This window comes from Campylobacter sp. LR291e (assembly GCF_008633915.1).
Lineage (GTDB): Bacteria > Campylobacterota > Campylobacteria > Campylobacterales > Campylobacteraceae > Campylobacter_D.
In genome coordinates this window covers 1-23,662 of the sequence record NZ_VJNV01000020.1, presented here as the reverse complement: position 1 = coordinate 23,662, position 23,662 = coordinate 1, and the positions used below count along the sequence as shown (strand labels likewise).

Genomic DNA, 23,662 nt, shown 5'->3' with positions numbered 1-23,662 from the left:
TCCTTTCTTAAATTTAACTTACGCTTGCTAATTTATCAATAGCGTCTTGATTTAAATCATCCATATGAGCTGTCATCACTTTTTGATACATCTCAACCATTCTTTGTGCTTCTATTAAGCCCACCATTTCAATAACTGGATTGACATTTGAACCTTGAGAATAGCCTTGTCTGACGCAATTTGAATTTGGCAATTCTCTCATTTTTGTTAAATCATCTAGTCTATAAACATTATCGCCTTCTTTTTTAAGATTTCTTATATCATCAACTTGGGCTATATAAAGGGTAGAATTATCAATGCCATCAACTGAGATATTGCCATCCTTATCAATGCTTACATCATTAGCCTCAACACCTATGCTAATGCTTGCATCTTCTGGATTATCAAAATAAGCATTGCTAAGTACCTTATAGCCTTGTTTATTTACTAAAAAGCCATCACTATCAAGCTGAAAATTTCCATCCTTGCTTAAACGAACCTCGCCATTTTTAGTTTGAACCAAATAAAAAGCATCATCTCTTGTAATAGCTAAGTCAAGTCTATTATTTGTAGCCTTAATAGCCCCTGTGCTAAAATCTGTATACTCTTGGCTAACTTGAGGTACCCTGTCAATAGTAGTATTTGCAAATCTTGCTGCATCTCTTGTATGATTTTCAATAGGCAAGACATCCTGAGTTTCTCTAAAAATTCGTTTAAAATCTGCAATTACCACATCATCTCGCTTATAACCACTAGTATTAACATTTGCAAGATTATTTGTAATAACATCAAGTCTATTAAACTGAGTTACCATTGCACCCGTAGCTTGATAAAATCCATTTTGCATTTTTCTTTCCTAAATTTTTAATATTTGCTAGACTTTAAGCAAGTAATGTGCCAACTTTTTAAAAACACTATAAAAACATAGTTTGAAAGCTACACAAAGATTCATTCTTATTTTATACAATTATAAGTAAAAATTTAGTAGAATTCTCGCCCATTTTAAATAGCAAAGGATAGGATATGAGTACAAAGACAAAATCACAAGAAACAGATTTAGAGGCCTTATTTAAAGAAAATGCAAAAGATTATCTTACCTATGAAAAATTAGTTAAATATCTTAACAAACAACCTAATATTACTATAACTAAAAAGGTTCGCTTGCTAGCTACTAAACATAAGGTTAGCTTATACTCATCTGCTGAAATTGCACAAATTCAAAATGTAGCCGATGCTAAAAAATTAGAAGAAGAAAAGCAAAAATTGCAAGATACAAGCCTTGAAAGCGAGTTTGATTTAACAAATGAAAATGAGCTTTTAGAATGGAGTCGTTCCGATTCTCCTGTTCGTATGTATTTGCGTGAAATGGGACAAATTACTTTGTTAAACAAAGATGAAGAGATTGAAATTTCTAAAAAAATAGAACTTGGAGAAGATATTATAATAGATGCCTTTTGTTCGGTGCCTTATTTGATTGATATGATTTTAAAATATAAAGAACCCTTGATTAAAAGGGAAAGAAGAGTAAAGGAACTTTTTAAAAGTTTTGATGATGAAGATGATAAAAACGATGATAAAATAGATGATGATATGGATTCAATGGATGAAAATGAAGAAGAATTAGAAAACGAAGAAAATGAAAAAAGTAAGAAAAGTACAAAAAAAGAAGATGAAAGGACCTTAAAGGTTATTGAAAAATTTAAGGCTTTAGAAAAGGCTAAAAAGGATTGGATGAAAATTTCAAATGATAAATTAAGCGATGATGATCTTTTAAATAAGCTTAGCATTGCTTTTAAGAAAAATATTTTAAAAGAAAAATTAATGGACCTTGGTCCTACTTCAAAATTAATTACTGAGATTGTAAAATCCTTAGAAATTTCTTTAAAAAGTGAGCCTGATTTTGATAAAGAACTTAAAAGCTTAGAACACCGCTTACCTATGTTTTCCGATGAACTTAAAAAAAGACATAAAGAGATTATGAAAAATATTACAAAATTAAGCAAGGAAGAGATTGCTGAAAAGGCCTTAGAAACTACTATGGTTAGTACTTATATGCAGATTAAAAATCTTATTGAAACAAAAGAAGCTAGTGAAAATAGCTTTGATTTAGATAAGGATAAGTTAAAAGAAATTTTAGAACAAATAAAAAGAGGTAAGAAAATTTCAGATGAAGCCAAAGCAAGAATGGCAAAGTCAAATTTAAGGCTTGTTGTAAGCATTGCTAAACGTTATACAAATCGTGGTTTGCCATTTTTAGACCTTATTCAAGAAGGAAATATTGGCTTAATGAAAGCTGTTGATAAATTTGAGTATAAAAGAGGATATAAGTTTTCAACCTATGCTACTTGGTGGATTAGACAAGCTATTTCAAGGGCCATTGCAGACCAAGCAAGAACCATTCGTATTCCTATTCATATGATAGAAACTATTAATCAAATAAATAAAATCATTAGAGAATACATTCAAAAAAATGGTAAAGAACCAGACGTAAATATCATTGCAAAAGAAGTAAATCTAAGCGTTGATAAGGTTAAACAAGTGATTAAAATCACAAAAGAACCTATCTCACTAGAAGCCCCTATAGGTAATGAAGATGATGGCAAATTTGGGGATTTTGTAGAAGATAGGTCTTCTCTTTCTCCGATTGACCATATCTTAAAAGATGATTTAAAAGAACAAATCGATGAAGTGCTAGACCAATTAAACGAAAGAGAAAAAGCTGTAATTCGTATGCGTTTTGGACTTATGGATGATGAAAGCGATAGGACCCTAGAAGAAATAGGCAAGGAATTAAATGTAACCAGAGAAAGGGTTAGACAGATTGAAAGTTCAGCCATTAAAAAATTAAAACACCCTAAAGTTGGTCGAAAACTTAAAAACTACATTGAAGGTTGGAAGTAAAATCACCTACTCGTTAAAGCGAGTGGATGTTTTACTTTTCTTTATAATAAAATTATCAATTTTACATTATTTACAATCTTTACAATATTTTTTAACTATAAACCCAATCTCGTCTTGATATTCTGTTATTCTATACTTGAGTCAATTTTTTAATTTTTTTTAGTAGTAATTTTTAGTGTCATTGCAACAAAATAGATTTAAAGTCTTATATAGCTTGGATTTTTTAATAATTTATGAGGGGGTAAAAGCCCAAGTGGTTATCAAAAAGTGCTAGTTATATAAATTAAGCTTAAAGATAATAATTTTAAGGCTTATTTTAATGAAGTAAAATTACCTTTTTTAGTGCGTAATATACTTTATTATAAAGGCTTACAAGTAAAAGCTTTTAAAATAGGCTTTTAATAGTTATGGAATCTAAGCTAAATAATTAAAACATAACAATTAACAATATTTTTTTTAAAAATGTCAAAATATACTTTTTTAAAAAAAATACAATTTTAAACAAAGGATATAAGATGCAAATTTTTAAAAATGAAAAGTTTCAAAGTAATAAAAATATAAGTCCGTGCGATGAAACTTCACCAAGATTTAGCCTTTTTAAAAAAGGTAAATTAATATATGTGGATACGACTTTAAATGGGTCGCGTGTACGTTTTTCTACTAAAAAGATTTTTAATGATGATAATCTAGCTTATGTAAAAAAGAATATTTTAAGCTATATTAACCATTTTAAAAACAAAAATATTAAAAATAGAAATGAGCCCAAGTTTTCAGTCATAAATGTGCTAGATAGATTTTTACAAAGCAAACAATATTTAAAATTAAATACAAAAATTAGTTATAAAAGTTTTTGTAACTTAATGCTTGATTTTTGTAGCAAAGAGAAAATAAGTGATTTTAGAAAAATTGACAAAGAAAAAATTATTAATTTTCATAATTTTGCATTAAATAAAACAAATAATAAAAAAACCTTTCAAGCTTATCTTAAAAGGCTAAAAAATCTTTTAAATTTTGCGTGCGATGAAGAGATTTTATTAAATAATCCTTATGTGCGTGTAAAAATGAGCGGTGTTGATTTAGTTGATAATGAGGCTAAGCCGTTTAGCCTTGATGAAGTAAAAATACTACTTAATAACTGTGAAGAAAATGAGCTTAAAATTTATCTACAAATTGCTTTTTTTACAGGTGCTAGAACAGGTGAGATTTTAGGATTAAGAGTAAGTGATTTAGATTTTGTAAATAAAAAAATCAAAATACAAAGGACCTTAATCTTAGCTAATAATACTTTTACAACTCCAAAAACGCAACATTCATTAAGGGTTATTGATATGATCGGACCTGTAAAGAAAATTTTACAAGAATTTACAAAAGATAAAAACAAAGATAGCCTTATTTTTACGCAAAAATATGATTATTATCGCTTAAAATTTAAAGAACTTTTACAAAAGCTAAATTTAGAACAAAGACATTTATATAACACTAGGCATAGCTTCGCCTCCATAATGTTACAGCAAGGCGAGGAGCATTTATGGATCGCTAAAATGTTAGGGCATAAAAATCTTAATATAACTTATGAAATTTATGCAAAGTTTATTATTAATTTTAATAAACCAAGAGCAACCTTTTTAAAGGATCTTAATGACGAAAAAACTTTTTTTTTAAATCAAAAAACAATAGGACAAAATTAAGCATTATGTGTGAATTTTGTGGAAAGGAGAATAATTTTGAAATATTATCTAAGCAGTGCAAAATTTAAAAAAATTGTTTTAAAGCAGTTTAATGAAAAAAAACGCTTAAATAAAAAAAAGCTTGAAAATGAATTAAGCTTTTATTTTAAACAATTTATTTTAAATCCTTGTTTAAAAGAATTAATAAGCGAAGAAAAGCTTTTAATTGATATTGAGGATAAAAAAATTTTTTATGAAAGGTTAAAAAATGATGAAAAAAAACAAAAATGAGTTGATGCAAAAAATAAGCGAGCTATTAGCTAAAAAATACAAGCTAAAAATTAAACAAGATATTTTAAATCTTAAGGATAAAAAAAGGAGCAAAAAATGATATTTAAAGAAAAATATGAGGATAATTTTAGCATTATCCCAAATGAGATCATTAAAAATAATGAACTTAGTGCAATGGCAAGGATAGTCGCTATTTATTTACTTTCTTTGCCTAAAAATTGGAAAGTAAAGCTTAATTATATTGCAAAAGAACTTAATATAAGTTATAACACTTGCAATAAGTATATTAAGGAATTGGTAGCTAATGAAATTTTAGAAAAAATACAGCTTAAAGATAATGAGGGAAAATTTGTCGATGAGTTTATATATTCTATTAAAATTAACAATCAAAAAGACCTTAAAGATATTATCCAAGATGAGTTAGAAAAAATAGAATTTAAAGAATTAAAAAAATATAGCGAAGAAAACGAGCTTGATAAGGATGAAAGTCCAAAAAATAATAATTCTAGCCGTTTAACAAATTTACCGTCAACGGATAATTTGAGCACTAATAATAAAGAGAATCTAAAGAAAGAAAAATTGTACGCTCTTCGCGGATTTGATAAAATTTTACTTTTCAACCTTAACTCCATTTTAACTAAAAAGCCAAAAACAATTAAAAATGAGGAGCTTGAAATTAAAGGGCTTAACGATAATGAATTAAAGGCCTATAATGCTTTTATAGCGTATCGTAAAGAAAGAGGTAAACTGACAAAAAGCACAATTAAGGCTATTAATGACAAGATCTTTAAGCTTAAATTAGGAGGTTATGATTTAGAAAAGATTATCAACAAAAGCATAGAAAGGGGTTATCTAGGACTTTTTGAGGATAAAGCTTTATTTAAAGGTGTTAAACAAAATAATAAAAGCCCACTCGCCTTGCATAAGGAAATTTTAAAAGAAATTTATAAAATAAATCCTGATTTTAGTATTAAGGACAGAAATAACATTAATTTTAAAATTAATGGCAAAAGCGTTAAACACGATGGACGCTTTTTTACACTTATTTAAAAAGGAAAAAAATGACAAAGATTGAATTTAACAACTTAAAAACACTTGTAAACTCGCAAGAAAGAATAAGGGAGAGTAATTTTAAGGCCTTTGCTAAGGATTTTTTAGAAATGGTACTTTATTTTGTTAAAGCAGAAGATAAACACCAAAAAATAACAATTTTAAGTGATTTATTTTTATTGCTTTTTTTAGAAACAAATGAAATTATTGATGTTTCAAAAGTTAATCAACAAATAAACACAAATGAAAAGGACCTTTTTTTACACGCCTTAGCTTGTTTAATACAAATTATTGACGAGAAAAAAATTAAATTATCTTGTTTTAGTCTTTGTAGTGAAATAATTTTATATATATACCAAAATGGCTTTAATCCTTATCTTTGTATTAAATCAAAATTAGAAAAAAATATTATTAATTTTGAAACATGCAAAAGATTAGAAGTATTATTTTAATTTTAAGGGGTTTAAAATGCAAAAAGAAATTATTAAAGAATGGCTTAAAAATGATGAAAAGCTTAAGTTGATGGGCTTTAATGGACTTGGTGAAGAAGATATTAAGGCTTTAAAAGATTTTTATAATCTATGTTTTGAATTTACTACAAAAAATGGCTTTAATCCTTATTATTTAATGACCTTTAAGGACTTTGAATTCACACATTTTAATACAGAAAATGGCTTTAAAATAGACTTTTTAATTTTAGGTGAGGATAATGATGACCTTACCTATTTTCAAGCCTTAGAAAGCTTTTTTTTTAAAAAAGAATTACTTTTAAATTCTTATAAAAGAGTGTGGCATGACAGCAAGAAGTTTAATTGCGTTGGCTTTTCTTTATTTATTAATTTAGATAAGCCCTTACAGCTTGAGAATGCTTAAAAGGAGTGAATTATGGAAGAAATTAATAAACCAAAACATTATTTAGCGTACGGCTTTGAATGTATAGATTTAATTAAATTGCTTTTTAATAATGAGTTTATGCAAGGGATTTACGCTTTTAACTTTTTAAAATATATTATGCGTTATGAGTTTAAAAATAAAACAAATGACCTTTTAAAAGCAAAATATTATTTAAATGCCTTAAATGAAAATTTAAAAACAATACATTTTAAAACAAGCTATGAAAAGGCAAGTTTTTTAATTAAAACGCAAAATTTTAAAATTTTAGAGTCCTTTAAAAAACTTGATGAAGTACGCATTTATGTTGATAAAATTGAGATAAAAAACGCTTATTTAGCAAGGATAGTCGCTGAATTTATAGAATTATTTTTTAATAGCGTTAAAGATAGAGAAAATATTAAAAGCCTTGATGATTTTACGCAAAAATTCGACAATTTTATTAAAATTGAAAGCCAAAGGATAGAAAATGAAAATAAGTGAATTACTATTAATTTTTATTTTATGTTTTATTTTTGTCTTATTTTTAGGAGTTTTTCTTTAATGCATTATAAAAGAAAATTAAATACTAAGGTGCAAAGTACCTCTTTTTATTTAGATGAAAATTTGCTTTATATTCTTGATGAAATAGCAAGAATAGAGGTACAAAGTAGGAGTATTATTATAGAAAGAATGATTTATTTTTTTACAAAGGGAGAAGATGCAAAAGCTTGGAAAAGATCAAAAAAATTTTATAAAAAAAAGAAAAAAATTTATGTTTCACAAAGCCACACATAAACGCATTTCAAAGCTTTCTAAAAAAATGCATCTTTCTAAAAATGCCTTTTTAACACTTTGTATTAAAAAAGGTATTTTAGCTTTTGCAAAAACAAATTTATTTTTCGAGTATTTAAGGAAAAGTGATGACAAGGACCGAGTTTAAAGACTTCATTTTTACTACCCAAAAGGCTTATTTTGATTCTTTTAGCATGGAAAAGGTAGAAGAATTAATTAATTGTTTTGACGAAAGGCTCTTTGATGAATTAGCCTTAAATTTATCTAGCTTTGATGAGTTAAATATTTGTAAAAATGGCTTTTTTTCTTTAAAAGAAATTTGTATTTATATGGATTTTATTATTAAAAATGAGGCCTCTAAAATGGCTAAAAAAACAAGTATTAAAAATTATAAAGGCACTTTATATAATGAAAAATCCCTACTTGAAAGTTTTTTTTATAAAAAAATGATGAAACGAATGCCTGATTGGTACAAGGAAAGTTTATGAAAAATTTACAAGCACAAATATTAAGCAGTTTTGTAAGTTATCCAAATATAATTGATGATTTTTTAGAAAAGGTACCTTTTAAGGTATTTTTACCAGAGGCACAAAGTATTTTAAAAGAGATTTTAGAATTAAAAGAAAAGAGCGTTTTAAACGAACAAAGCTTAAATACTAAAATAAGTGATAATTATAAGCAAAGTGAGTTTTATGCTGAATTCTTAGCGGCCTTGCCTTTGCCAAATGCACTAAAATTAGCCCCTTTAATGCTTAAAAAATATCAATTACAAAACCAAGAAAAAATAGCAAGCAAATTAATGATGGCGGCTAAAAATAATGAAATTTTAGACCTTTTTATTTTAAGTAAAGAATTAGAAATTAATGAAAATGAGCTTAAAACCTTAACACAGTGGCATAATGAATATAAAAATAAACCTTTATTACAAAAATACCCGACAAAAATAAGCTTTTTAGATTCTTGCTTTAATGGAGGGATTGAACTTGCAAAGCTTGTTTTAATAGGAGGTGATCCAGAAGCAGGTAAAACTATGCTTTGCCTCCAAATTTTAGAAAATTTGTCTAAAACGGGTAATAAAGTTTGTTTTTTTTCTTTTGAATTTACAATTGACGATTATTTAAAAAGAAGAGATAGTAATTCTCGCTTTTTAAATCCTGATAATTTTTTTATTGTTAATGATGGATACGATCTTGAAGATGTCGTACGCAATATAAAGCACTTATATAAAAAAGGCGTTAAGTTTTTTTTAATTGATTCACAGATGAGGGTTACAAGTGATAATATAAATTTAACTATTGAAGAAAGTGAGTCAAGGAAATTTTCAACACTTGCAAAACTTTGTCATAGTTTAGAAATTACTATTTTTTTTATTATTCAAAATTCAAAAGGCGATAAGGATAATCCCTTAGGTAGTAAAAAAGGAGGGCACGAAGCAAACATTATAATAAGGATCGAATTGTTGCCGGTTAGCAAAGATGATTTATTACAAAAAAATAATGTTTTTGATGAGAAAAAAAGGCTTATAATTTTGAAAAAAAATAAGCAAACAGGTAAGCATTTCACAGAAGAGGTTTATTTTAACAAAGAAGAATTAAGATTTTATGCTATTGATAATAGGCAAAAAATAGAAAGCTATGTGGAGTTTAAAGAAGTAGAAAACGAATTAAAAGGACCATTTTAAAGGAGTTAAATGCAAAATATTTTTTATTCTTGGTATGATAAGGCAAAGATTAACAAGCATAATTATATAATCTTTAAAAACTTTTTTAGCCTTTGCTATGATTTTACTTGCAAAAATGGCTTTAAAATATCTTATTTAAAGACTTTTAAGGATATTAAATTTAAAAAGACTTGTAATGGCTTTAATGTAAGTTTTAAATTAATAGGCTTTAATAAAAAGGACTTAAAATATTTTTTAAAATTAGAAAGCTTTTTTTATAAAAAAAATCTTTTAAAAAAATCTAAAAAAAATATTATAATGGAAAAAATCACAATAGATTTTAAACTTTACATAAGGTCTTTTTAATGATTGCAAACCTAGATAATATTAAGGCAAATATTAATATTGTTGATTTAATAAGCCATTTTTTGCCCTTATATAAAGAAGGCGTGAATTATAAGACATGCTGTCCTTTTCATAGTGAAAAAACGCCCTCTTTTATAGTTTCACCAAATAAAAATATATATCATTGTTTTGGCTGTGGTAATGGAGGGGATGCAATAAAATTTATAATGGAATATAAAAGGCTAAATTTTAGCGAGGCTATTGAAGAAATAGCTAATATATTAAATTTAAACATTGAAAAAACACAAAATGCTATTTATGAAAAAAGACAAAATGCACTAGCCTTTTTAAATGCTTTAAATGAGTATTTTAAAGCAAATTTAACGGATGAAAAAATAATAAATTATCTTTTTAAAAGAGGGCTTAATGAAGGTGATTTTGCTAAATTTGATATAGGCTTTGTAGGCCTTAATGAAAATATAATTAATTTTTGTAAAAATAATTTAAAAATAGCTCTTGAACTTGGCATTATTAATCAAACACAAAGAGGGCTTTATTGTCCTTTTTCAAATAGAATAAGCTTTGCTATAAGAGATAAATCTTATAAGGTTGTAGGTTTTTCAAGTAGAATACATGATTATTTTAATTTTAAAAATAGCCCAAAATATATAAATTCAAAAGAAAGTTTTATTTTTAAAAAATCTTTTTTGCTTTACAATTTAGCTAATATAAGAACAGAATTTTTAAAGACAAATGAGGTCATTATTGTAGAGGGCTTTTTTGATGCAATAGCCTTAAGTAAATTTAATTTTTCTAGCGTTGCAAGTTTAGGCACAGCCTTTAATGAAAATCACTTAGCCTTGCTTTTAAAAACTAATCCAAACGCAAAAATAAGCCTTTGTTTTGATGAAGATACAGCAGGACTTAAAGCCACTTTAAAAACTTGTGAATTATTATTTAAAAATAGGCTTTTTAATGTAAGAGTTTTAAAGTTAGTTAATGAAAATTGTAAGGACATAGGTGATATTTTACAATATGGATTAAGTCCAAATTTTAAAGAGGAGAATGCCTTTGAATTTTATATAAAAACTAGGTTATTAAATATTAAAGATGCAAAAGCAAAGGGTGATTTTATAAACGCCCTTAAAAATAGTGTTAATAAAATAGACAATTTTTATTTAAAAGATGAATTATTAACCACTATAAGCAAGGTATGTAATATTAAAAAAGATAATTTATATCTTAAACAAAACTTAATAAGCAACAATAATTTTAAGCTTGAAAGTTTAATTTTTAAAAAGGCTTTAAGCGATGAAAAAAGCCTATATTTAGTTAAATCTTATTTAAATGAAAGCGATTTTAATGAGCTTAAAGAAGATTATACATTATTTTTACAAGGTTCTTTAAGCGATAAAGCAAAGGCAATATTATTTAAAGAAGAAACACCACTTTTAAGTGAAGAAGAATTAAAAAACGCAATCAAAGCACTTATAAAACAAAATTTAAATAAAGACTTAGAAAAGGCAAAATTAAATAAAGACTTTAATCAAATTTTACTTTTAAAACAAAAAATTATTGCCTTGACATAGGCAAAGTTGCCACTCTTATATTATTTTCTTCTTCATCATTTTTTAAAGGCATTTGCATTTTTTCTAGAAAATCCATTTCTTTAATCGCTTGTTTTCTTTGAAAATTTGTTAAAGCCGCATTGGCATAAGTGTTTGCATTACTTGCCTTAACTTGTGTTTTTTGTAATTCTAAGCTAGGCAAGGTATAATCTTTAAATTTTTGTTCTTCAAAATCTTGTCTTTTTTCGTTTAAGGCTTGATTTTTTTCGGCTAATTCTTGATTTTTCTTGCTTAAATTAGTTTGCTCATTAAATTGCCTTTGTCTTTCTTTAAATTCTTTCTCATTAATAAGCGTTGTTTGAAAATCCTTAATTGAATTTGCTGTATTTTGTAAATATTGATTAACAGAAGCGATCCCTAATAATCTATTTTTGTTTGTACTTTCTACATTTGCTGCTAATTGACTTAATATACCACTTCCTGCATTAATACTAGGCCTTGCCATTTTCACTCCTTAATAATTCTTGTTCTTTTTTTTCAAAAAAAGGCGGATTTATATATAAATATCCCTTATTTGCATTTATCTCATAAACTTCTAAAAAATCATTTATTAATTTTTTATCATTTTTAGGTATTTTAATATTAATTTTATTTAAAACTTCATCAAGCAAAAAAACATTTAAATTATAAAAATCATAAGCCTTTAAGCTATCTGTATATTCTAAATTTCCTTCGCCTGCATAAATATAAAAACGCTTTTTCTCTAAATTCTCGTAAAACTCGCCAAATTTGCAAATTTTTAACTCATTTTCGCCATTTTTTAAAACCTGTTTAAAAATGGTATTTTCGTATTTATCTTTAAAAAATATAAGGCAATCTTGCCCACTATAATTTAAAATACGCATTTTAATCCCTTGTAGCTACACTATATTCGCTTGCTGCCGCGCTTATTGTAGCATTTGCCTTTTTTCTTTCTTCGTTTAGCTCGTCATATCTTTGATTTTCGATTTCATATTGTTTAGCTAGTAAATCGTTCATTTTTCGTTGTTCTTTTAAGGCTGCCTTATTTGCTGAATGTGTAGAAAAGGCGCTATATAAGTTGGCCGCACCTGTTAAAGCACTCCCTGCTGCGCCGACGGCTGCCGTATCCATTCCAAAAAGTGTACTATTTGCTGCACTACTTCCTAAATTACCCGCTGCACTACTTGCTGAAGTTGTACCTGTACTTGTTAGCGAAGAAGTTACAGGAGTTAAATTTGAAAAAGAAGAAGTGCTTCCTAAACTTCCTAAATTATTACCTAAATCCACGCTACTAATTGTACCACCACCTATTGTGCTATATCCACTTACACCTAGATTAATCATCTTAAATCTTGTCCTTTCTTAGTTTGAGTTGGTTCTTCTTCATTAGCCAAATTTAAGGCTAAATTACCCTGGGCTTGATATTTCATAGCCTTGGCCTTTGTTTCTAAAATAGAGGCTTTAAGCTGTTCTATGCTTAGTTCTTGTTGCATTTGCATTAATGGAGCGTTTGCCTCCATTGCTTTTTGATTATTTTCTTCTTTTATAGCTAGCAATTCTTCTAAATCAGCTACTATTGGCGAATCTGTATCTTTAAGCATTAATGGAAGTATATCAGCTACTAAATCAGGCCTTATACCAGCCAAAGTTTTAAGCATTTCAGACCAGTGAGCGAATCTTTCTTCTCTACCTTGAGTTTTAAGTTGTGTTTTAAATATTAAGTCAAATTTGCCTATTTTAATCTTATTATTTTCGTTTGTATTAATTTTAAAATATCTTTCGCCTATCTTTTCATCGACAATTTTAAATACTTGTTCTTTTGTAAAATAATGAGTTATATAATCAAGTGCTTTTTTAAAAATGTTTTTATCCATTAAATCACTAGCCTTTAAAAAATCTTGCATTCCCATAAGCCCAGCGTCTCTTCTTTGCGCTATTGCTATGCCACTTTGTCTATTAATTGCCATTCCTAAAGCCTCATCATTAAGGCCGCTTAAAATTTTAGCTAAATTTCTTTTTTCATTTGCCTTTTGAGAAAGTGCTTGAATATCTGCGTGGTGTTGGACAAATTCTATTTTTTTATCCTTTAAAGCATTGGTTCTAACCTTGGTAAATGAATTATCTAAGCTTGCACTTTCTATAAACTCATCCACATTTATAACAGCATCTTCTTCATAAAATGCCTTTAAAGAGCCCATCATGTTAGCCATTCTATTTTCAGCAAAATTTATATAATCTTGTAATGGCTTAATATCCCTAAAAAGCCCGTACCATTTTAATTTCTCATCTATATTAAATTTTTGAATTATAAAAGGGTGACAACCATTTTTAAAAGGCATTTTTTCATATAAATATATGCCTCCTTCTTCATGCCAACAATATCTAGAAAAAACTTCTTTTCCGTTATGATTTTCTAAAATATAACTTTCTATAACAAAAACGCGATCGTCGTAATTTTGGTGGTTAGTTATAAGTGCTTTATTGCCGAAAAGCTTTTTAGCTACCTTTTTGCTTAAATTTGTAGTTTTATGAAAGCGTCTCGCGTCCTTTGCGTCCTTTTCTACACTATATCTATCAATCAAAAAACAATCACTTGGGATATTTTTAATCGACAAATGATAATCCTTGTCCTCATCTTGTTCAATCCAAAGTTCACAAACTGCCATTCCAAAAATAAGGTCCTTATCTCTTTTTAGAATTTCTTTTTCATATTCTTCACTTTCACTAAATATTTTAAGTAAATCGTTTAATAAATCAGCCAAGACCTTATCTTCTTCTTGACGCCCTAGTACTTTTAATTCTTGTATGTTTTGTGCTTTATATCCTAAAATTTTATTAACTATCATTTTAAAAATATTTTCAATTATAGGAGGTTGGCCACGACTATTTAAAATCGCTAAGGTATCGTCGCTTAATTGATGGCCATGATAATATTTTTTACTTTCTAAATATTCTAAAACTGAGCTTGAATTTGCTTTTAAATCTATGTCGTATATTTCTTTTAATTCTTCTAAGCTTTTCAATTTATAACCTTTTTTTCTTTAATTTTAATTTTAAAACAATTTTAATTAAAGGGTTAAAAGCTTTTAACCCTTTAAAAAACTTTTTTAAAAAAGTAAAATTTTACAAAAAAAAAGGAGTTAAAATGTTTAACTTAAATGAAACTGAAAATATAGCACAATCTAAACAAGAAAGCTTTAAATTTATTAATTTAAGGGCTTTTAAATATATAGGTAAAAAGGATTTTATTATAATTGATGATAAAGGCATAAAAACTACTATTAAGACAAATGAGATAATTTTATTAAATGATGATGAAAGGGCTGATTATTATGCCTTTAAAAAAGCCCTTTTTAGCGAAGTTAATATTAATAATTTAGGCTTTTAAAAATGAATGCAACCCGCTTTATACAAAATCTTAATCAAATACAAAAAACATTTTTTGACAGTGAATTTTTTAAACTTATTAAAAACTCTTCTTTCAGTGATGAAAGTTTAGCAACTATTCTTGGCGATTTTGCTAAAACAGCCATGCAAGGTGCTTTGAATTTAGAAGAATTAGAGATGAAAGATAGAGAATTAAGCCTTATGGAAGAAAAAACAAGGCAAGAGCTTGAAATCGGTCTTTTAAATGCTAAAAGTGCTAACAGAAATGCACAAGCTGAAACTTTAAAAAGCCTTATTCAAGCTGAATCGATGGTAAGAAGTGTTAGTGATAATGCGGCCATTAATAAAGCTAATTCATATGTAGGCTTTTTAAATGTTGTAGGTAATGCAAGCGAATCAGATGCAATCGCCTCACACTCTTCAAACGTGGTTAAAACAATAAGTGCTATTAATACAAATAAACTTGAGGGCTATGATGAGCCACTAGAAAAATTTAAAAATGAGATATTTGAACTTATTAATATAGGTGATGGAGGCAAGGAAGTCTTTATTTTTAGTCCAAAACTTGAACTTTTAAGAGGTGAGTTTATTAAAATTATGGGATTTACAATATATGAGAACACAACTTGCCGTTTTATTATTAATGATGATGAGGATAATCCTATATATACAAGGACCTTATTATATAAGAGCGATAATTTAGGAGAGATTAAAATAAGGTTTGAATGTGAAAATTTACAAAATGAAGTTAAAAAAGATGAAATATATCTAAAAATAATCGACGCAAGGCTTGAAAAATTACATTAAAAAACTTTTAACCCTTTTTTTAAAAAGGGTATTTTTTTAAAATAAGCTAAATTTTAAAAAGGAGTGTTAATGTTAAATGAGTTTGATGACAGAGAAGAACAGCTTGAACTCGCCGCCTTGCAAAAGGAGTTAGAACAAGCAGGGGCGTCAATTGAAAAAGACTTTGCCTCTTATATGGCAAAAAATACTACATCTGAGCTAGAAGAGCTATTTTTTGAAAATAAAGAAGCCTTTTATATGCAAATTTTACAAAATCAAAATATTTTTCTAGAAGAAAATATTAATCCAAAACTAGCTAGAAGTAAAGAGCTAGAAGGTAAAATAAGCGAAAAAAAATCCCTTTCAAATATACAAGCAGCAGCACAAAATTTTTTACAAAGCCACCCTGATGTTGATATAAATGACTTAATGCGGTTTTTTATTGAAGAATTAGGAGCTAAGGTAAAGACACAAATTGAAAGCTTACCGCCTGAGCAATTCTTTGAGGCGCTTTATGAACTATATAAAAGAGCAAATAAAGAAGAGGTGGTAAATGAACCTTTACCAAAAAAACTAAGTGGCGTACCGAGTGATACTACACAAAGAAGTATGCAAGATAATGACTTGCCAACACAAAGACTATAAAAAAAGGAGTAAAAAATGCCATTAAATGCATTAAACAAAATTAATATTGAAAATTGGAACGATCCTGAGATTGGCGTTGCAGTTAGGCACGAAATAGCTAAGGTTATTGAAAATGCCTCTTGGGAGGGAAGTAAGCTTGAGCCTTTTATAGGAAGAGGTGAAGATAGAGGCATAAGAACCTATAAGGTTGAAGAGCCAGGCGTTTATCAACCACGTCTTCAAGCACAATTAACAGGCGATGGAGTTGTAGGTAATGCTGATTTTGATACAAATTTAGACCAACTAGCAATTTTAAGTCAAGCTGTATATCCAAAAATTGTCGGTAATTCTATGAGAAGTGAGATAAGTTACCACCAAAAAATTAAGCAAGTAGATTTTATCAAACAAAGCACTATAGGACTTACAAAATGGATAAGTGATAAAAGAGATAAAAGCATTTTTGCAAGTTTGATTAATGATTTAAGTAATGTAGTTGTAGCCGATGCGACAAATGGCGTTAAGGATAGTAGCAAAGCAAAAACAACACAAGAAGCGACCCAGGCTATTGTTGAAGGTGATGTATTAACTATGAAAACCATTAAGCAAGCTATTTTAATGGCAAGGGTTGGAAAAAATTACAAAAATAAAGAAGCCTTTCCTATTAAGCCCGTAAAATCAAATTTACACACTTATGGAGGCGTACAAGTAACCCATTATAGTTATATAATCTTGCTTGATTCTTATCAAATACAACAACTTCAAAGGGATCCAGAATGGATTAACGCACAAAAGGTAGGATTAAGAGGCGATAAAAATAACTTATTTAGCGGTATTGCAGGTGTTGTTGATGATTGTCCTATTATAGACATGGGAGTTTGGTCAAAACTTAGCACAGGCCTTGCAAATTCAACTATAAGTGATTCTGATTTTAATAAAAATATAGATTCTCGCAATGTTACTCAAATAACACCACCTTCAAGCTATGCAAAAAGCCAACCTGTATCAATAGGCTTTTTAATAGGGGCAAGTGCTGTTATTATGGCAGGGGCTGATACACCTACATTTTATGTAGATGACAAACAAGATTTAGGACGCAAGACAATTGTTGGTGTTGATAGAGTTTTAGCTATTGCAAAAGCTAAATTTAAAGATAGCGAAGGCTATACAACCGCTTATAATGATAGCGATTTCGCAGTTATAGGTATAGCCTCGAGTATGGAATAAAGGAGAAAAAAATGGCAACTCAAAGAGTAAAAAATATTAGCTATTTAGCTAGGGTAGAACTTGATTTAAGCGAGGCGGAGGTAAGTGGGGATATTTTTATTATTCCAAGCGGGGCTGAAATTTTAGCATTAAATGTAGAAGTAGTAGAGGCGGGCGATGCAGGTCTTAAAATTGATTTAGGTCTTAATGATAGTGCTGAATTTTTTGCAAACGACCTTACAATTGATATTTTAGGCAATCACGCCTCAAGCGTGGTAACTACAAGCACAAAAGAAAGCTTAATTAATTATACATTAAGCACGAATGCAACCCAAGGTAAGCTTATATTTAGACTCCACTACTTTTTACCGAGTGAAATTTTAGCTGAATATTAAAAAGGATTAAAAATGATTTTGTTAAATAAATTAAATGATTTTGAAAATAAGCAAAATACCTTAGATGCACTTTTAAACGACTTACAAAATAAGATAAGCGAAGAGGCCTTAAACTTAGTTTTTAAATCAGCGTTTGAAAATGAAAAAGACAATTTTTTAAACGAAATTATTAAGCAAAATCAAACCCTTTTACGTAACGAACAAAACTCTTTAAATAATGAACTTCAAAACACCTTAATAAGCCTTTTTAATGACAATTTAGAAAACATTTTAAAAGGCTTTAAGGATGATGAGAGCTTAAAAGAAAATTTTTTAAAGCTTTTTGAAAATTTTTTAAACAATAATAAAACATTACTTTTAAAAGAATTTTTAAAAAACTTAGATTTAAGCGATTTTGATGCCTTAAAAGATGAAAAAAGCAAGGATTTAGAAAAATCTTTAAATGATTTTAAGCAAGAATTAACTCAATTACTTTTAAATGTGGATAGCCTTAAAGAGTTTCAAAATTTAACAAAGGATTATTTAAAAGAAAATGGCGAGAATTTGTTTAAAAATATTGATTTTTCATTTTTAAAAACTCAAATTTTAAAAAACAATGATTTTAAAAATTATATCAAGGCTAATTTAAGGGCTGTGATTAATGATAAACTAAGCTATAAGCTTTTAAAGGATTTTATTATTAAAGCCTTAAAAGAAGATGCAAAAAAGGTCTTTGATGAAAGTTTAGCCTTGCATGAAATTATTAATAAACGATTTGAAGCCTCTTTACACTTAGAGGCTATGAATTTGCAAAGCGAATTAACAATGCTAAGCAAGAATTTAAATTATATTAATGATTTAAATTTAGCACAAAAAAGAGCAAACGATATTAAAAATAATAACATTATTAACAAAACTTACGAGGTACAATAATGGATTTACAAAATTATTTAATTAAACTACCCGAACAAAGCCAAGAAAACAGCGAAAAAACGCAAGAAAATAATAATCAAGGCGAAGTTATAAACCAACCATTAAACTCTGATTTAAATGCACAAAAAAGCCTTTTAAATAATATACAAGAAAAAAAGGATTTTTTAAAAAATCAAAATTTAAACGAAGAAGAAAATTTTAGCAATGATTATAAACAAACAGGGATTAAATATCTAGATGAAAAAATAGCAAATGATAATCTTACAGCTATGGATGCTTACATAGCAAGGAAGTATCTAGGAGTAGATTTTAATAATATTAATTTAAAAGCTAAGGTAAATGCAAATTTAAAAACTACAAACCAAAATGCTATTAATAACAGTTTAACCGAGCTTTCAAATGGTATTGATATAACTACAAAGGCAATTGAAAAAAGCCAAGAAAACACAGGAGCCCTTGCAGGATTTAACAGAATGCTAAATGATAAAACGGGAGGCTTATGGTCTTTAGATGATAAAGAGCAAGAATTTAAGGTTTTAAATGATGGCGTAATATACGCACACGCAAACGCAGCTAAAACAGGTGGTAAGACCTCTAATTTAGACGTAGAAAATGCAAGAAATATCGTTGGTGCAGGTTATAGTAATAAAAAAGACTTATTAGGAAAATACATAGGGAGCATTAAGGTTCAATCAGCAAAGCTAGGAAATGAGATAAGTAAGGCCCTTGATTTAGGCATAAATGTAGATGATAGGTACTTACAAAAATATGAAAATCTTTTAAAAGGGATAGAATATTTTGAAAATAATGACAAAAATAAGACAGATTATCAAACCTTTATTAATCTAATTACAGGTAAAAATCAAAGCCAAGAAAACACAACGCAAAAAATTGAAAAATTTACACCAAGGAAAGAAAAGATGGAAGAAAATAAAGCTAGTTTAAATTATTATGATAAATACGCACAAAATAATTATACAAGTAGCGAGCCTTTACAAATAGCTACCGAGTCAAGTTTTAGCAAGTATTTTAAGCATTTAGGCAATAAATGGCAAAATGAAAACAAACAACAAAAAACAAAAGAACAAAGCGACGCTTTTAAAAATGCCTTTGGAAAAAATGCGTGATAGTTAACGACCTTTTATTGCAACTTAGATTAAGGTTAAGAGATGAAGATTTTGATAATCTTAGATTTTCAAATTCTTTTTTAATCGAAACCTTGTCTTTATGGCAAAATAAGCTTTTGTTAAGCTTTGATCTTAATATAATATCTCAAAAACAAAATTTAAGCGAAAAAATAGATTTTTTAAAACTAAAATTTGAACCACTAAAAATAATCGTGGCTAAGTTTAACAATATAAATATTAAATTACTACCTTTAAGCACGGCCCTTAAAAGAAAAGATAATATAAGAGTTTTAACACAAATCAAGCATAATATTTATAAAATTATGCCTTTTAGCCAAGGCCTTTTAGAGCTTTTTTATATACCTAAACAAAGCTTGATTAATGAAGAAAGTGAGCTAATAATTGATGATAGCTTTAAAAATGCCTTAATATATGGCGTTTTAAGTGATGTTTTGCAAATTGAAACAAGTAATAATAATTTAAATAAGGCCTCATTATATACAAAATTATACGAAAAGGAATGCGATTTTTGTAGAGGCTTAACAGCAAATTTAAGAAATGGTGAAAGCTTAATAACAACGCCCTATACAAAAATTTAAAAAATGGATAAGCAATTAATACAAAAAGAACTAATTTTAAGAGAATATGCAAGAAGAGATTTTAAGACCTTTTTAGTTTTAAAATGGCAAAGATATAATAAGGCTGATTTTTTAGATAATTGGCATTTTGATTATTTAGCTAAAATTTTAAGCTTAACTTTAAAGGATTTTGCCTTTAAACAAGGCTTAAAGCCATTTACCAGGCTCATGATTAATATGCCACCATCTTATGGTAAAACTGAAACGATAGCTAGGAGCTTTATTGCCTGGGCCTTAGGACAAGATAGGTCGCGAAAAATTATATATATATCTTATAGCGACGAGTTATGTAGAAAAATATCAAACCAAATAAGAGATTTAATTAAATCTAGCTTTTGGCAAAGTGTATTTAAAGAAAAGCCTATTTTTTTACAAGATAACTCAAGTGAATTTATCTTAAAAGAAGGTGGAGGGCTTTTTGTAACGACCTTAAAATCAGCCCTTACAGGTTTTCATGCAAATAGTATATTTATTGATGATCCGATTAAGGTTAGCGAAATATCGAGCAAATCAGCAAGAGATAGCGTAAATAATAATTTTAAAGAAAGTGTTTTAAGCCGTTTACAAGATAATTTTTCAAATATCACTATTTTAATGCAAAGGCTTAGCGACAATGATTTATGCGGATTTTTACAAAATGAAAAATATTTTGAAAAAAGCGTAATCGATACCTGGAAGATTATCAAGCTTGAAGCCTTAAATAAAAAAGAAGAGATTTATCAAATTTTAGATTTTAAAAAAATAAGAAAGGCAAATGAGCCATTATTTGAAAAAAGGCATAATTTACAAGAATTAAATGATTTAAAAAAACAAATGGGCGAGGATGAGTTTTCAACGCAATACCAACAAGAAGTACAAGTTAGCGAGGCGGGTTATTTTGAAGAGATAAATTTTAAAATAATACCTCCTTACGAGTTAGGGCCTTGTAATGATTATATATTCGTAGACAATGCCATGTCTTTAAAAACAAGTGCTGATAATCGTGCAATTACTTGTATAGGCGTAGAAAAAAAGGGCGATTTAGAAAGATTTGTGATTAAGGATTGTTTATATGGTGTTTTTAGCGAAGAACAAACCATTGAAAAAATTATAAGCTTATTATTAAAATATCCCAAGGCAACGCTTTTTATAGAAAGTGAAGGAGGTGGAATAACCTTACATAGATTACTTTTAAAGGAGATTATAAGGATTAATGAAAAACTAAAAAAAGAAAAAAAAGAAATTATTATAAATGAGATTAAATTATATAATGCTAGTCGTAAAATCTCAAAGGTAGAAAAGATTAAGGCTATAAGGCCTTATTATAATTTAGGTAATTTAGTTTTTTTAAATACAGCAAGTGGCTTAAATCAAATTAAAAAAGAATTATTAGCATTTAATCCCGAAAAGCCATTTAGAAAAGATGATTGTATAGACACAATAGCCTCTGCGATTGCAAATGAAGAAGTAAGACCACCTTTTATAAATGAAAGCTTTTTTACTCAAAAAAATCCAAGGCACAGACAAACTTTTAACTCAGCGTGGAGAATATAATTTAAATGCACAAAAACGCCCTTAAAATCCTTAAAGATTTAAAAAAGGTATAAATCCCTTAATCAAGCTTATTTTTAAAAATAAAGGCAAATTTAGCCTTTATAATGACAATATTAAGTTTTTTATTGACATTCATTAAAAAAGATATTAATTAAAATTTAACTTCTTATTTTTAGCCATTGTTTTAAAATAATCAATAAACTTCACTTAAATCTAATTATTTTTAATCATTTTATAATTTTTTTTAAATATCTTCTAATTCTTCTATATTATCTTGTAGCTCGTCTAAAATAGAAAAATCAAAATTATCTAAATCACTACTTTTTGGCAAAGGGGTAAAGAAAAGCTCCCTTTTTTCTTCGCTTATATCAACTATGCCCAAAATAATATTTTCAAACTCAATCAAAAGCCCACATTTTTCTAAATCTAAATCACTATATAAAGTACCTAAATGTTTTAAAAAATAATTTTCATAAAAGTCTATATAATCAACCGAGCTCATATCTAGCTCTTCATTTTCAAAATCTAGCACCTCAAAAACCTCTTTAATATTAATTTCAGTAAATTTAATCTCCTCGCCTTCTTCATCTTTTTTAATCTCAATCTCGCTAAAGTATAGCTTATTATCACTTTCATTTAAAAAATATACCTCATTTTTAAGCTTTGCTATATTTGTATAATTCTTAGTTGTCGTTGTTTTTTCTAAATCAATCTGCTTAAAGGTTGGATAATAATATATAAAGGCGTTTAAAATTTCCATGATCGAATCTATATAATACCAAGCCTTCTCCTCTGCTGTATAATCGCCATTTTGTAAGGTTTCATAGCCATTGACTTTAAGTTTTTCTTGTAAGGTGGCGAGCTCTTCTTCGCTTTGTTCTTTGCCCTTAAAATCATTTAAATGTAAAAAATCAAAATCCATTCTTTGTCCTCTTGAATAAGCCTTCATTTTATCTAAAAAATCGTTTTGTATCATTTTAGGATAATAAATTTCAACCTGCTCTTTAAAAATTCTTTTATAAACTTTTTCTGCTGTATTATTTATATTAAAATATAGGGCAATTAACTCATTAAAGCCTGCTGCTATTCTTTCACTAGCCCTTTTTATCCTTTCTTCTAGGGTATCTTGCCTTGCACTTAAAGGTAGGTCAAAACTTGTTAAAGGTATATCAAGTTGCATAAGATTAGAATAAAAATTAATATTCCCTGCATCATTAACCTGACCTCTATTCATTAATTTTTCATCTAAACTATCCCTAGTATATTGCCCTAAAATGCCTTTGTTTGTATCGTAGCTAATATTAGGCGAATAAGTTTCGCTACCACCTGCATTTGATAGATAAATACTGCCATTTGCAAAGATCTCATAAGGACAATATATTAAAAAATGCGTTATTTGATCCTTTGCGTATTTAGCATCTTTTAGATTTTTAAGACTTGCTGTTTTATCACTTATCATGGCCGCTTTGGCCGCTAAAAAGGCTAAGACATGTTGTTGGCCTTGCATGTATATACTTGTAGCCCAGGTTGCTGCCATACCCGCAACCCCTACAACATAACCAGCCCAAGTATACCAAGCCGCTCCTGAAGCGGGGGTAAAAACAACGCTTATAACCACAACCACAACCAAGCTTATAAGATTTACTACAAAATTACCTCCAAAAAAGCTTTCATACCATCTTTTTTCGCTTTTTGCCTTTTTATCCGCATAAGACCAAGCCGGTCCTTTTCTTTCTTCAAGCGTTAAACCAAGGCCATACTTTTCACTAATCTCTAAATATTGCCTTAATTTTTCATCATAATACCTTCTTCTTTTTTTCTTCCATTTATTCCAAAAGGCCATTAATCAACCTTATTTAAAAGGGCTAATAACTCAGCATCGCTTAAATTTTCTAAGTTATTATTTTTAG

The 23,662-nt window shown here is 27.9% G+C and carries 27 protein-coding genes; 21 read left to right on the top strand and 6 right to left on the bottom strand.

Annotated elements, in window-relative coordinates; translation table 11 throughout:
- Nucleotides 1-13: 13 nt before the first annotated feature.
- The gene (locus tag FMM58_RS03815) at nucleotides 14-826 is read right to left on the bottom strand and encodes a flagellar hook-basal body protein (protein WP_150141467.1); all 813 of its coding nucleotides are present in this window, start codon (nucleotides 824-826) and stop codon (nucleotides 14-16) included.
- A 176-nt stretch (nucleotides 827-1,002) separates the two neighbouring features.
- Between FMM58_RS03815 and rpoD the strand changes: the two genes are divergently transcribed.
- The 12 genes from rpoD (at nucleotide 1,003) to dnaG (ending at nucleotide 11,147) form a co-directional block, all read left to right on the top strand.
- A complete protein-coding gene (gene rpoD, locus FMM58_RS03810; protein ID WP_150141465.1) occupies nucleotides 1,003-2,880 on the top strand; it encodes an RNA polymerase sigma factor RpoD in 1,878 nt (625 codons plus the stop codon).
- Nucleotides 2,881-3,395: 515 nt separating this feature from the next.
- Nucleotides 3,396-4,568, top strand: coding sequence for a tyrosine-type recombinase/integrase (locus FMM58_RS03805; protein ID WP_150180419.1), 1,173 nt, complete (start codon nucleotides 3,396-3,398; stop codon nucleotides 4,566-4,568).
- Between the two features lie 36 nt (nucleotides 4,569-4,604).
- Nucleotides 4,605-4,838 carry a hypothetical protein gene (locus FMM58_RS03800; protein WP_150141461.1) on the top strand — a complete coding sequence of 78 codons (234 nt, stop codon included), beginning with the start codon at nucleotides 4,605-4,607 and terminating at the stop codon, nucleotides 4,836-4,838.
- Nucleotides 4,839-4,934: 96 nt separating this feature from the next.
- Complete coding sequence (locus FMM58_RS03795) at nucleotides 4,935-5,888, top strand: helix-turn-helix domain-containing protein (RefSeq protein ID WP_150180418.1); 954 nt, start codon at nucleotides 4,935-4,937, stop codon at nucleotides 5,886-5,888.
- 11 nt (nucleotides 5,889-5,899) lie between these two features.
- Nucleotides 5,900-6,340 (top strand): hypothetical protein, encoded by a 441-nt coding sequence (locus FMM58_RS03790; RefSeq protein ID WP_150180417.1) that lies wholly within the window; start codon nucleotides 5,900-5,902, stop codon nucleotides 6,338-6,340.
- Between the two features lie 16 nt (nucleotides 6,341-6,356).
- On the top strand, nucleotides 6,357-6,761 hold the full coding sequence (locus FMM58_RS03785; protein WP_150180416.1) for a hypothetical protein: 405 nt from the start codon (nucleotides 6,357-6,359) through the stop codon (nucleotides 6,759-6,761).
- Between the two features lie 12 nt (nucleotides 6,762-6,773).
- A complete protein-coding gene (locus tag FMM58_RS03780; protein WP_150141453.1) occupies nucleotides 6,774-7,262 on the top strand; it encodes a DUF3310 domain-containing protein in 489 nt (162 codons plus the stop codon).
- Nucleotides 7,263-7,322: 60 nt separating this feature from the next.
- Entirely contained in the window at nucleotides 7,323-7,556 is a 234-nt protein-coding gene (locus FMM58_RS03775) for a ribbon-helix-helix domain-containing protein (protein WP_190317941.1), read from the top strand.
- Nucleotides 7,557-7,681: 125 nt separating this feature from the next.
- Nucleotides 7,682-8,041: a hypothetical protein gene (locus FMM58_RS03770; protein WP_150141450.1), complete on the top strand. Its 360-nt coding sequence runs from the start codon at nucleotides 7,682-7,684 to the stop codon at nucleotides 8,039-8,041.
- On the top strand, nucleotides 8,038-9,234 hold the full coding sequence (locus FMM58_RS03765; protein ID WP_150141448.1) for an RAD55 family ATPase: 1,197 nt from the start codon (nucleotides 8,038-8,040) through the stop codon (nucleotides 9,232-9,234). Before FMM58_RS03770 ends, FMM58_RS03765 begins: the two co-directional genes overlap by 4 nt.
- Nucleotides 9,235-9,243: 9 nt before the next feature.
- Nucleotides 9,244-9,579, top strand: a complete 336-nt coding sequence (locus FMM58_RS03760; protein ID WP_150180415.1) for a hypothetical protein — start codon at nucleotides 9,244-9,246, stop codon at nucleotides 9,577-9,579.
- On the top strand, nucleotides 9,579-11,147 hold the full coding sequence (gene dnaG, locus FMM58_RS03755; protein WP_150180414.1) for a DNA primase: 1,569 nt from the start codon (nucleotides 9,579-9,581) through the stop codon (nucleotides 11,145-11,147). Before FMM58_RS03760 ends, dnaG begins: the two co-directional genes overlap by 1 nt.
- On the opposite strand, the gene FMM58_RS03750 is transcribed toward dnaG, so the two are convergent.
- The 4 genes from FMM58_RS03750 to FMM58_RS03735 are packed head-to-tail and all read right to left on the bottom strand — an operon-like array spanning nucleotide 11,131 to nucleotide 14,170.
- Nucleotides 11,131-11,631 (bottom strand): hypothetical protein, encoded by a 501-nt coding sequence (locus FMM58_RS03750; protein WP_150180413.1) that lies wholly within the window; start codon nucleotides 11,629-11,631, stop codon nucleotides 11,131-11,133. The genes dnaG and FMM58_RS03750 overlap by 17 nt on opposite strands.
- A complete protein-coding gene (locus FMM58_RS03745) occupies nucleotides 11,618-12,031 on the bottom strand; it encodes a hypothetical protein (protein ID WP_150141440.1) in 414 nt (137 codons plus the stop codon). Before FMM58_RS03745 ends, FMM58_RS03750 begins: the two co-directional genes overlap by 14 nt.
- A 1-nt stretch (nucleotide 12,032) precedes the next feature.
- Nucleotides 12,033-12,491 carry a hypothetical protein gene (locus FMM58_RS03740; RefSeq protein ID WP_150141438.1) on the bottom strand — a complete coding sequence of 153 codons (459 nt, stop codon included), beginning with the start codon at nucleotides 12,489-12,491 and terminating at the stop codon, nucleotides 12,033-12,035.
- A complete protein-coding gene (locus FMM58_RS03735; RefSeq protein ID WP_150141436.1) occupies nucleotides 12,488-14,170 on the bottom strand; it encodes a portal protein in 1,683 nt (560 codons plus the stop codon). The genes FMM58_RS03740 and FMM58_RS03735 overlap by 4 nt, the downstream gene beginning before the upstream one ends.
- Nucleotides 14,171-14,292: 122 nt before the next feature.
- On the opposite strand from FMM58_RS03735, the gene FMM58_RS03730 reads away from it, so the two are divergent.
- The 9 genes from FMM58_RS03730 to FMM58_RS03690 all read left to right on the top strand — a co-directional run bounded on the left by FMM58_RS03730 (nucleotide 14,293) and on the right by FMM58_RS03690 (nucleotide 21,752).
- Nucleotides 14,293-14,535 carry a hypothetical protein gene (locus tag FMM58_RS03730; protein WP_150180412.1) on the top strand — a complete coding sequence of 81 codons (243 nt, stop codon included), beginning with the start codon at nucleotides 14,293-14,295 and terminating at the stop codon, nucleotides 14,533-14,535.
- A gap of 2 nt (nucleotides 14,536-14,537) precedes the next feature.
- Entirely contained in the window at nucleotides 14,538-15,341 is an 804-nt protein-coding gene (locus FMM58_RS03725; RefSeq protein ID WP_150141432.1) for a hypothetical protein, read from the top strand.
- Nucleotides 15,342-15,410: 69 nt separating this feature from the next.
- Nucleotides 15,411-15,965 carry a Coiled-coil domain-containing protein gene (locus tag FMM58_RS03720; RefSeq protein ID WP_150141430.1) on the top strand — a complete coding sequence of 185 codons (555 nt, stop codon included), beginning with the start codon at nucleotides 15,411-15,413 and terminating at the stop codon, nucleotides 15,963-15,965.
- 15 nt (nucleotides 15,966-15,980) lie between these two features.
- Nucleotides 15,981-17,168 (top strand): DUF4043 family protein, encoded by a 1,188-nt coding sequence (locus FMM58_RS03715; RefSeq protein WP_150180411.1) that lies wholly within the window; start codon nucleotides 15,981-15,983, stop codon nucleotides 17,166-17,168.
- Nucleotides 17,169-17,179: 11 nt separating this feature from the next.
- The gene (locus FMM58_RS03710) at nucleotides 17,180-17,542 is read left to right on the top strand and encodes a hypothetical protein (protein WP_150141426.1); all 363 of its coding nucleotides are present in this window, start codon (nucleotides 17,180-17,182) and stop codon (nucleotides 17,540-17,542) included.
- Between the two features lie 12 nt (nucleotides 17,543-17,554).
- Nucleotides 17,555-18,454, top strand: a complete 900-nt coding sequence (locus tag FMM58_RS03705; protein WP_150180410.1) for a hypothetical protein — start codon at nucleotides 17,555-17,557, stop codon at nucleotides 18,452-18,454.
- Nucleotides 18,454-19,581 carry a hypothetical protein gene (locus FMM58_RS03700; protein WP_150180409.1) on the top strand — a complete coding sequence of 376 codons (1,128 nt, stop codon included), beginning with the start codon at nucleotides 18,454-18,456 and terminating at the stop codon, nucleotides 19,579-19,581. The genes FMM58_RS03705 and FMM58_RS03700 overlap by 1 nt, the downstream gene beginning before the upstream one ends.
- A complete protein-coding gene (locus FMM58_RS03695; protein WP_150180408.1) occupies nucleotides 19,578-20,180 on the top strand; it encodes a hypothetical protein in 603 nt (200 codons plus the stop codon). Before FMM58_RS03700 ends, FMM58_RS03695 begins: the two co-directional genes overlap by 4 nt.
- Nucleotides 20,181-20,183: 3 nt before the next feature.
- Nucleotides 20,184-21,752 (top strand): terminase large subunit domain-containing protein, encoded by a 1,569-nt coding sequence (locus FMM58_RS03690; protein WP_150180407.1) that lies wholly within the window; start codon nucleotides 20,184-20,186, stop codon nucleotides 21,750-21,752.
- A gap of 244 nt (nucleotides 21,753-21,996) precedes the next feature.
- Here the strand turns inward: FMM58_RS03690 and FMM58_RS03685 are convergent, their stop codons facing one another.
- Complete coding sequence (locus FMM58_RS03685) at nucleotides 21,997-23,595, bottom strand: hypothetical protein (protein WP_150180406.1); 1,599 nt, start codon at nucleotides 23,593-23,595, stop codon at nucleotides 21,997-21,999.
- Nucleotides 23,596-23,662 lie beyond the last annotated feature (67 nt).

What these genes read in the sequence shown, in the direction of transcription:
- FMM58_RS03815 (WP_150141467.1), bottom strand. Translation starts at nt 826, where the DNA reads ATGCAAAATGGATTTTATCAAGCTACGGGTGCAATGGTAACTCAGTTT.
- rpoD (WP_150141465.1), top strand. Translation starts at nt 1,003, where the DNA reads ATGAGTACAAAGACAAAATCACAAGAAACAGATTTAGAGGCCTTATTT.
- FMM58_RS03805 (WP_150180419.1), top strand. Translation starts at nt 3,396, where the DNA reads ATGCAAATTTTTAAAAATGAAAAGTTTCAAAGTAATAAAAATATAAGT.
- FMM58_RS03795 (WP_150180418.1), top strand. Translation starts at nt 4,935, where the DNA reads ATGATATTTAAAGAAAAATATGAGGATAATTTTAGCATTATCCCAAAT.
- FMM58_RS03790 (WP_150180417.1), top strand. Translation starts at nt 5,900, where the DNA reads ATGACAAAGATTGAATTTAACAACTTAAAAACACTTGTAAACTCGCAA.
- FMM58_RS03785 (WP_150180416.1), top strand. Translation starts at nt 6,357, where the DNA reads ATGCAAAAAGAAATTATTAAAGAATGGCTTAAAAATGATGAAAAGCTT.
- FMM58_RS03780 (WP_150141453.1), top strand. Translation starts at nt 6,774, where the DNA reads ATGGAAGAAATTAATAAACCAAAACATTATTTAGCGTACGGCTTTGAA.
- FMM58_RS03775 (WP_190317941.1), top strand. Translation starts at nt 7,323, where the DNA reads ATGCATTATAAAAGAAAATTAAATACTAAGGTGCAAAGTACCTCTTTT.
- FMM58_RS03770 (WP_150141450.1), top strand. Translation starts at nt 7,682, where the DNA reads ATGACAAGGACCGAGTTTAAAGACTTCATTTTTACTACCCAAAAGGCT.
- FMM58_RS03765 (WP_150141448.1), top strand. Translation starts at nt 8,038, where the DNA reads ATGAAAAATTTACAAGCACAAATATTAAGCAGTTTTGTAAGTTATCCA.
- FMM58_RS03760 (WP_150180415.1), top strand. Translation starts at nt 9,244, where the DNA reads ATGCAAAATATTTTTTATTCTTGGTATGATAAGGCAAAGATTAACAAG.
- dnaG (WP_150180414.1), top strand. Translation starts at nt 9,579, where the DNA reads ATGATTGCAAACCTAGATAATATTAAGGCAAATATTAATATTGTTGAT.
- FMM58_RS03750 (WP_150180413.1), bottom strand. Translation starts at nt 11,631, where the DNA reads ATGGCAAGGCCTAGTATTAATGCAGGAAGTGGTATATTAAGTCAATTA.
- FMM58_RS03745 (WP_150141440.1), bottom strand. Translation starts at nt 12,031, where the DNA reads ATGCGTATTTTAAATTATAGTGGGCAAGATTGCCTTATATTTTTTAAA.
- FMM58_RS03740 (WP_150141438.1), bottom strand. Translation starts at nt 12,491, where the DNA reads ATGATTAATCTAGGTGTAAGTGGATATAGCACAATAGGTGGTGGTACA.
- FMM58_RS03730 (WP_150180412.1), top strand. Translation starts at nt 14,293, where the DNA reads ATGTTTAACTTAAATGAAACTGAAAATATAGCACAATCTAAACAAGAA.
- FMM58_RS03725 (WP_150141432.1), top strand. Translation starts at nt 14,538, where the DNA reads ATGAATGCAACCCGCTTTATACAAAATCTTAATCAAATACAAAAAACA.
- FMM58_RS03720 (WP_150141430.1), top strand. Translation starts at nt 15,411, where the DNA reads ATGTTAAATGAGTTTGATGACAGAGAAGAACAGCTTGAACTCGCCGCC.
- FMM58_RS03715 (WP_150180411.1), top strand. Translation starts at nt 15,981, where the DNA reads ATGCCATTAAATGCATTAAACAAAATTAATATTGAAAATTGGAACGAT.
- FMM58_RS03710 (WP_150141426.1), top strand. Translation starts at nt 17,180, where the DNA reads ATGGCAACTCAAAGAGTAAAAAATATTAGCTATTTAGCTAGGGTAGAA.
- FMM58_RS03705 (WP_150180410.1), top strand. Translation starts at nt 17,555, where the DNA reads ATGATTTTGTTAAATAAATTAAATGATTTTGAAAATAAGCAAAATACC.
- FMM58_RS03700 (WP_150180409.1), top strand. Translation starts at nt 18,454, where the DNA reads ATGGATTTACAAAATTATTTAATTAAACTACCCGAACAAAGCCAAGAA.
- FMM58_RS03690 (WP_150180407.1), top strand. Translation starts at nt 20,184, where the DNA reads ATGGATAAGCAATTAATACAAAAAGAACTAATTTTAAGAGAATATGCA.
- FMM58_RS03685 (WP_150180406.1), bottom strand. Translation starts at nt 23,595, where the DNA reads ATGGCCTTTTGGAATAAATGGAAGAAAAAAAGAAGAAGGTATTATGAT.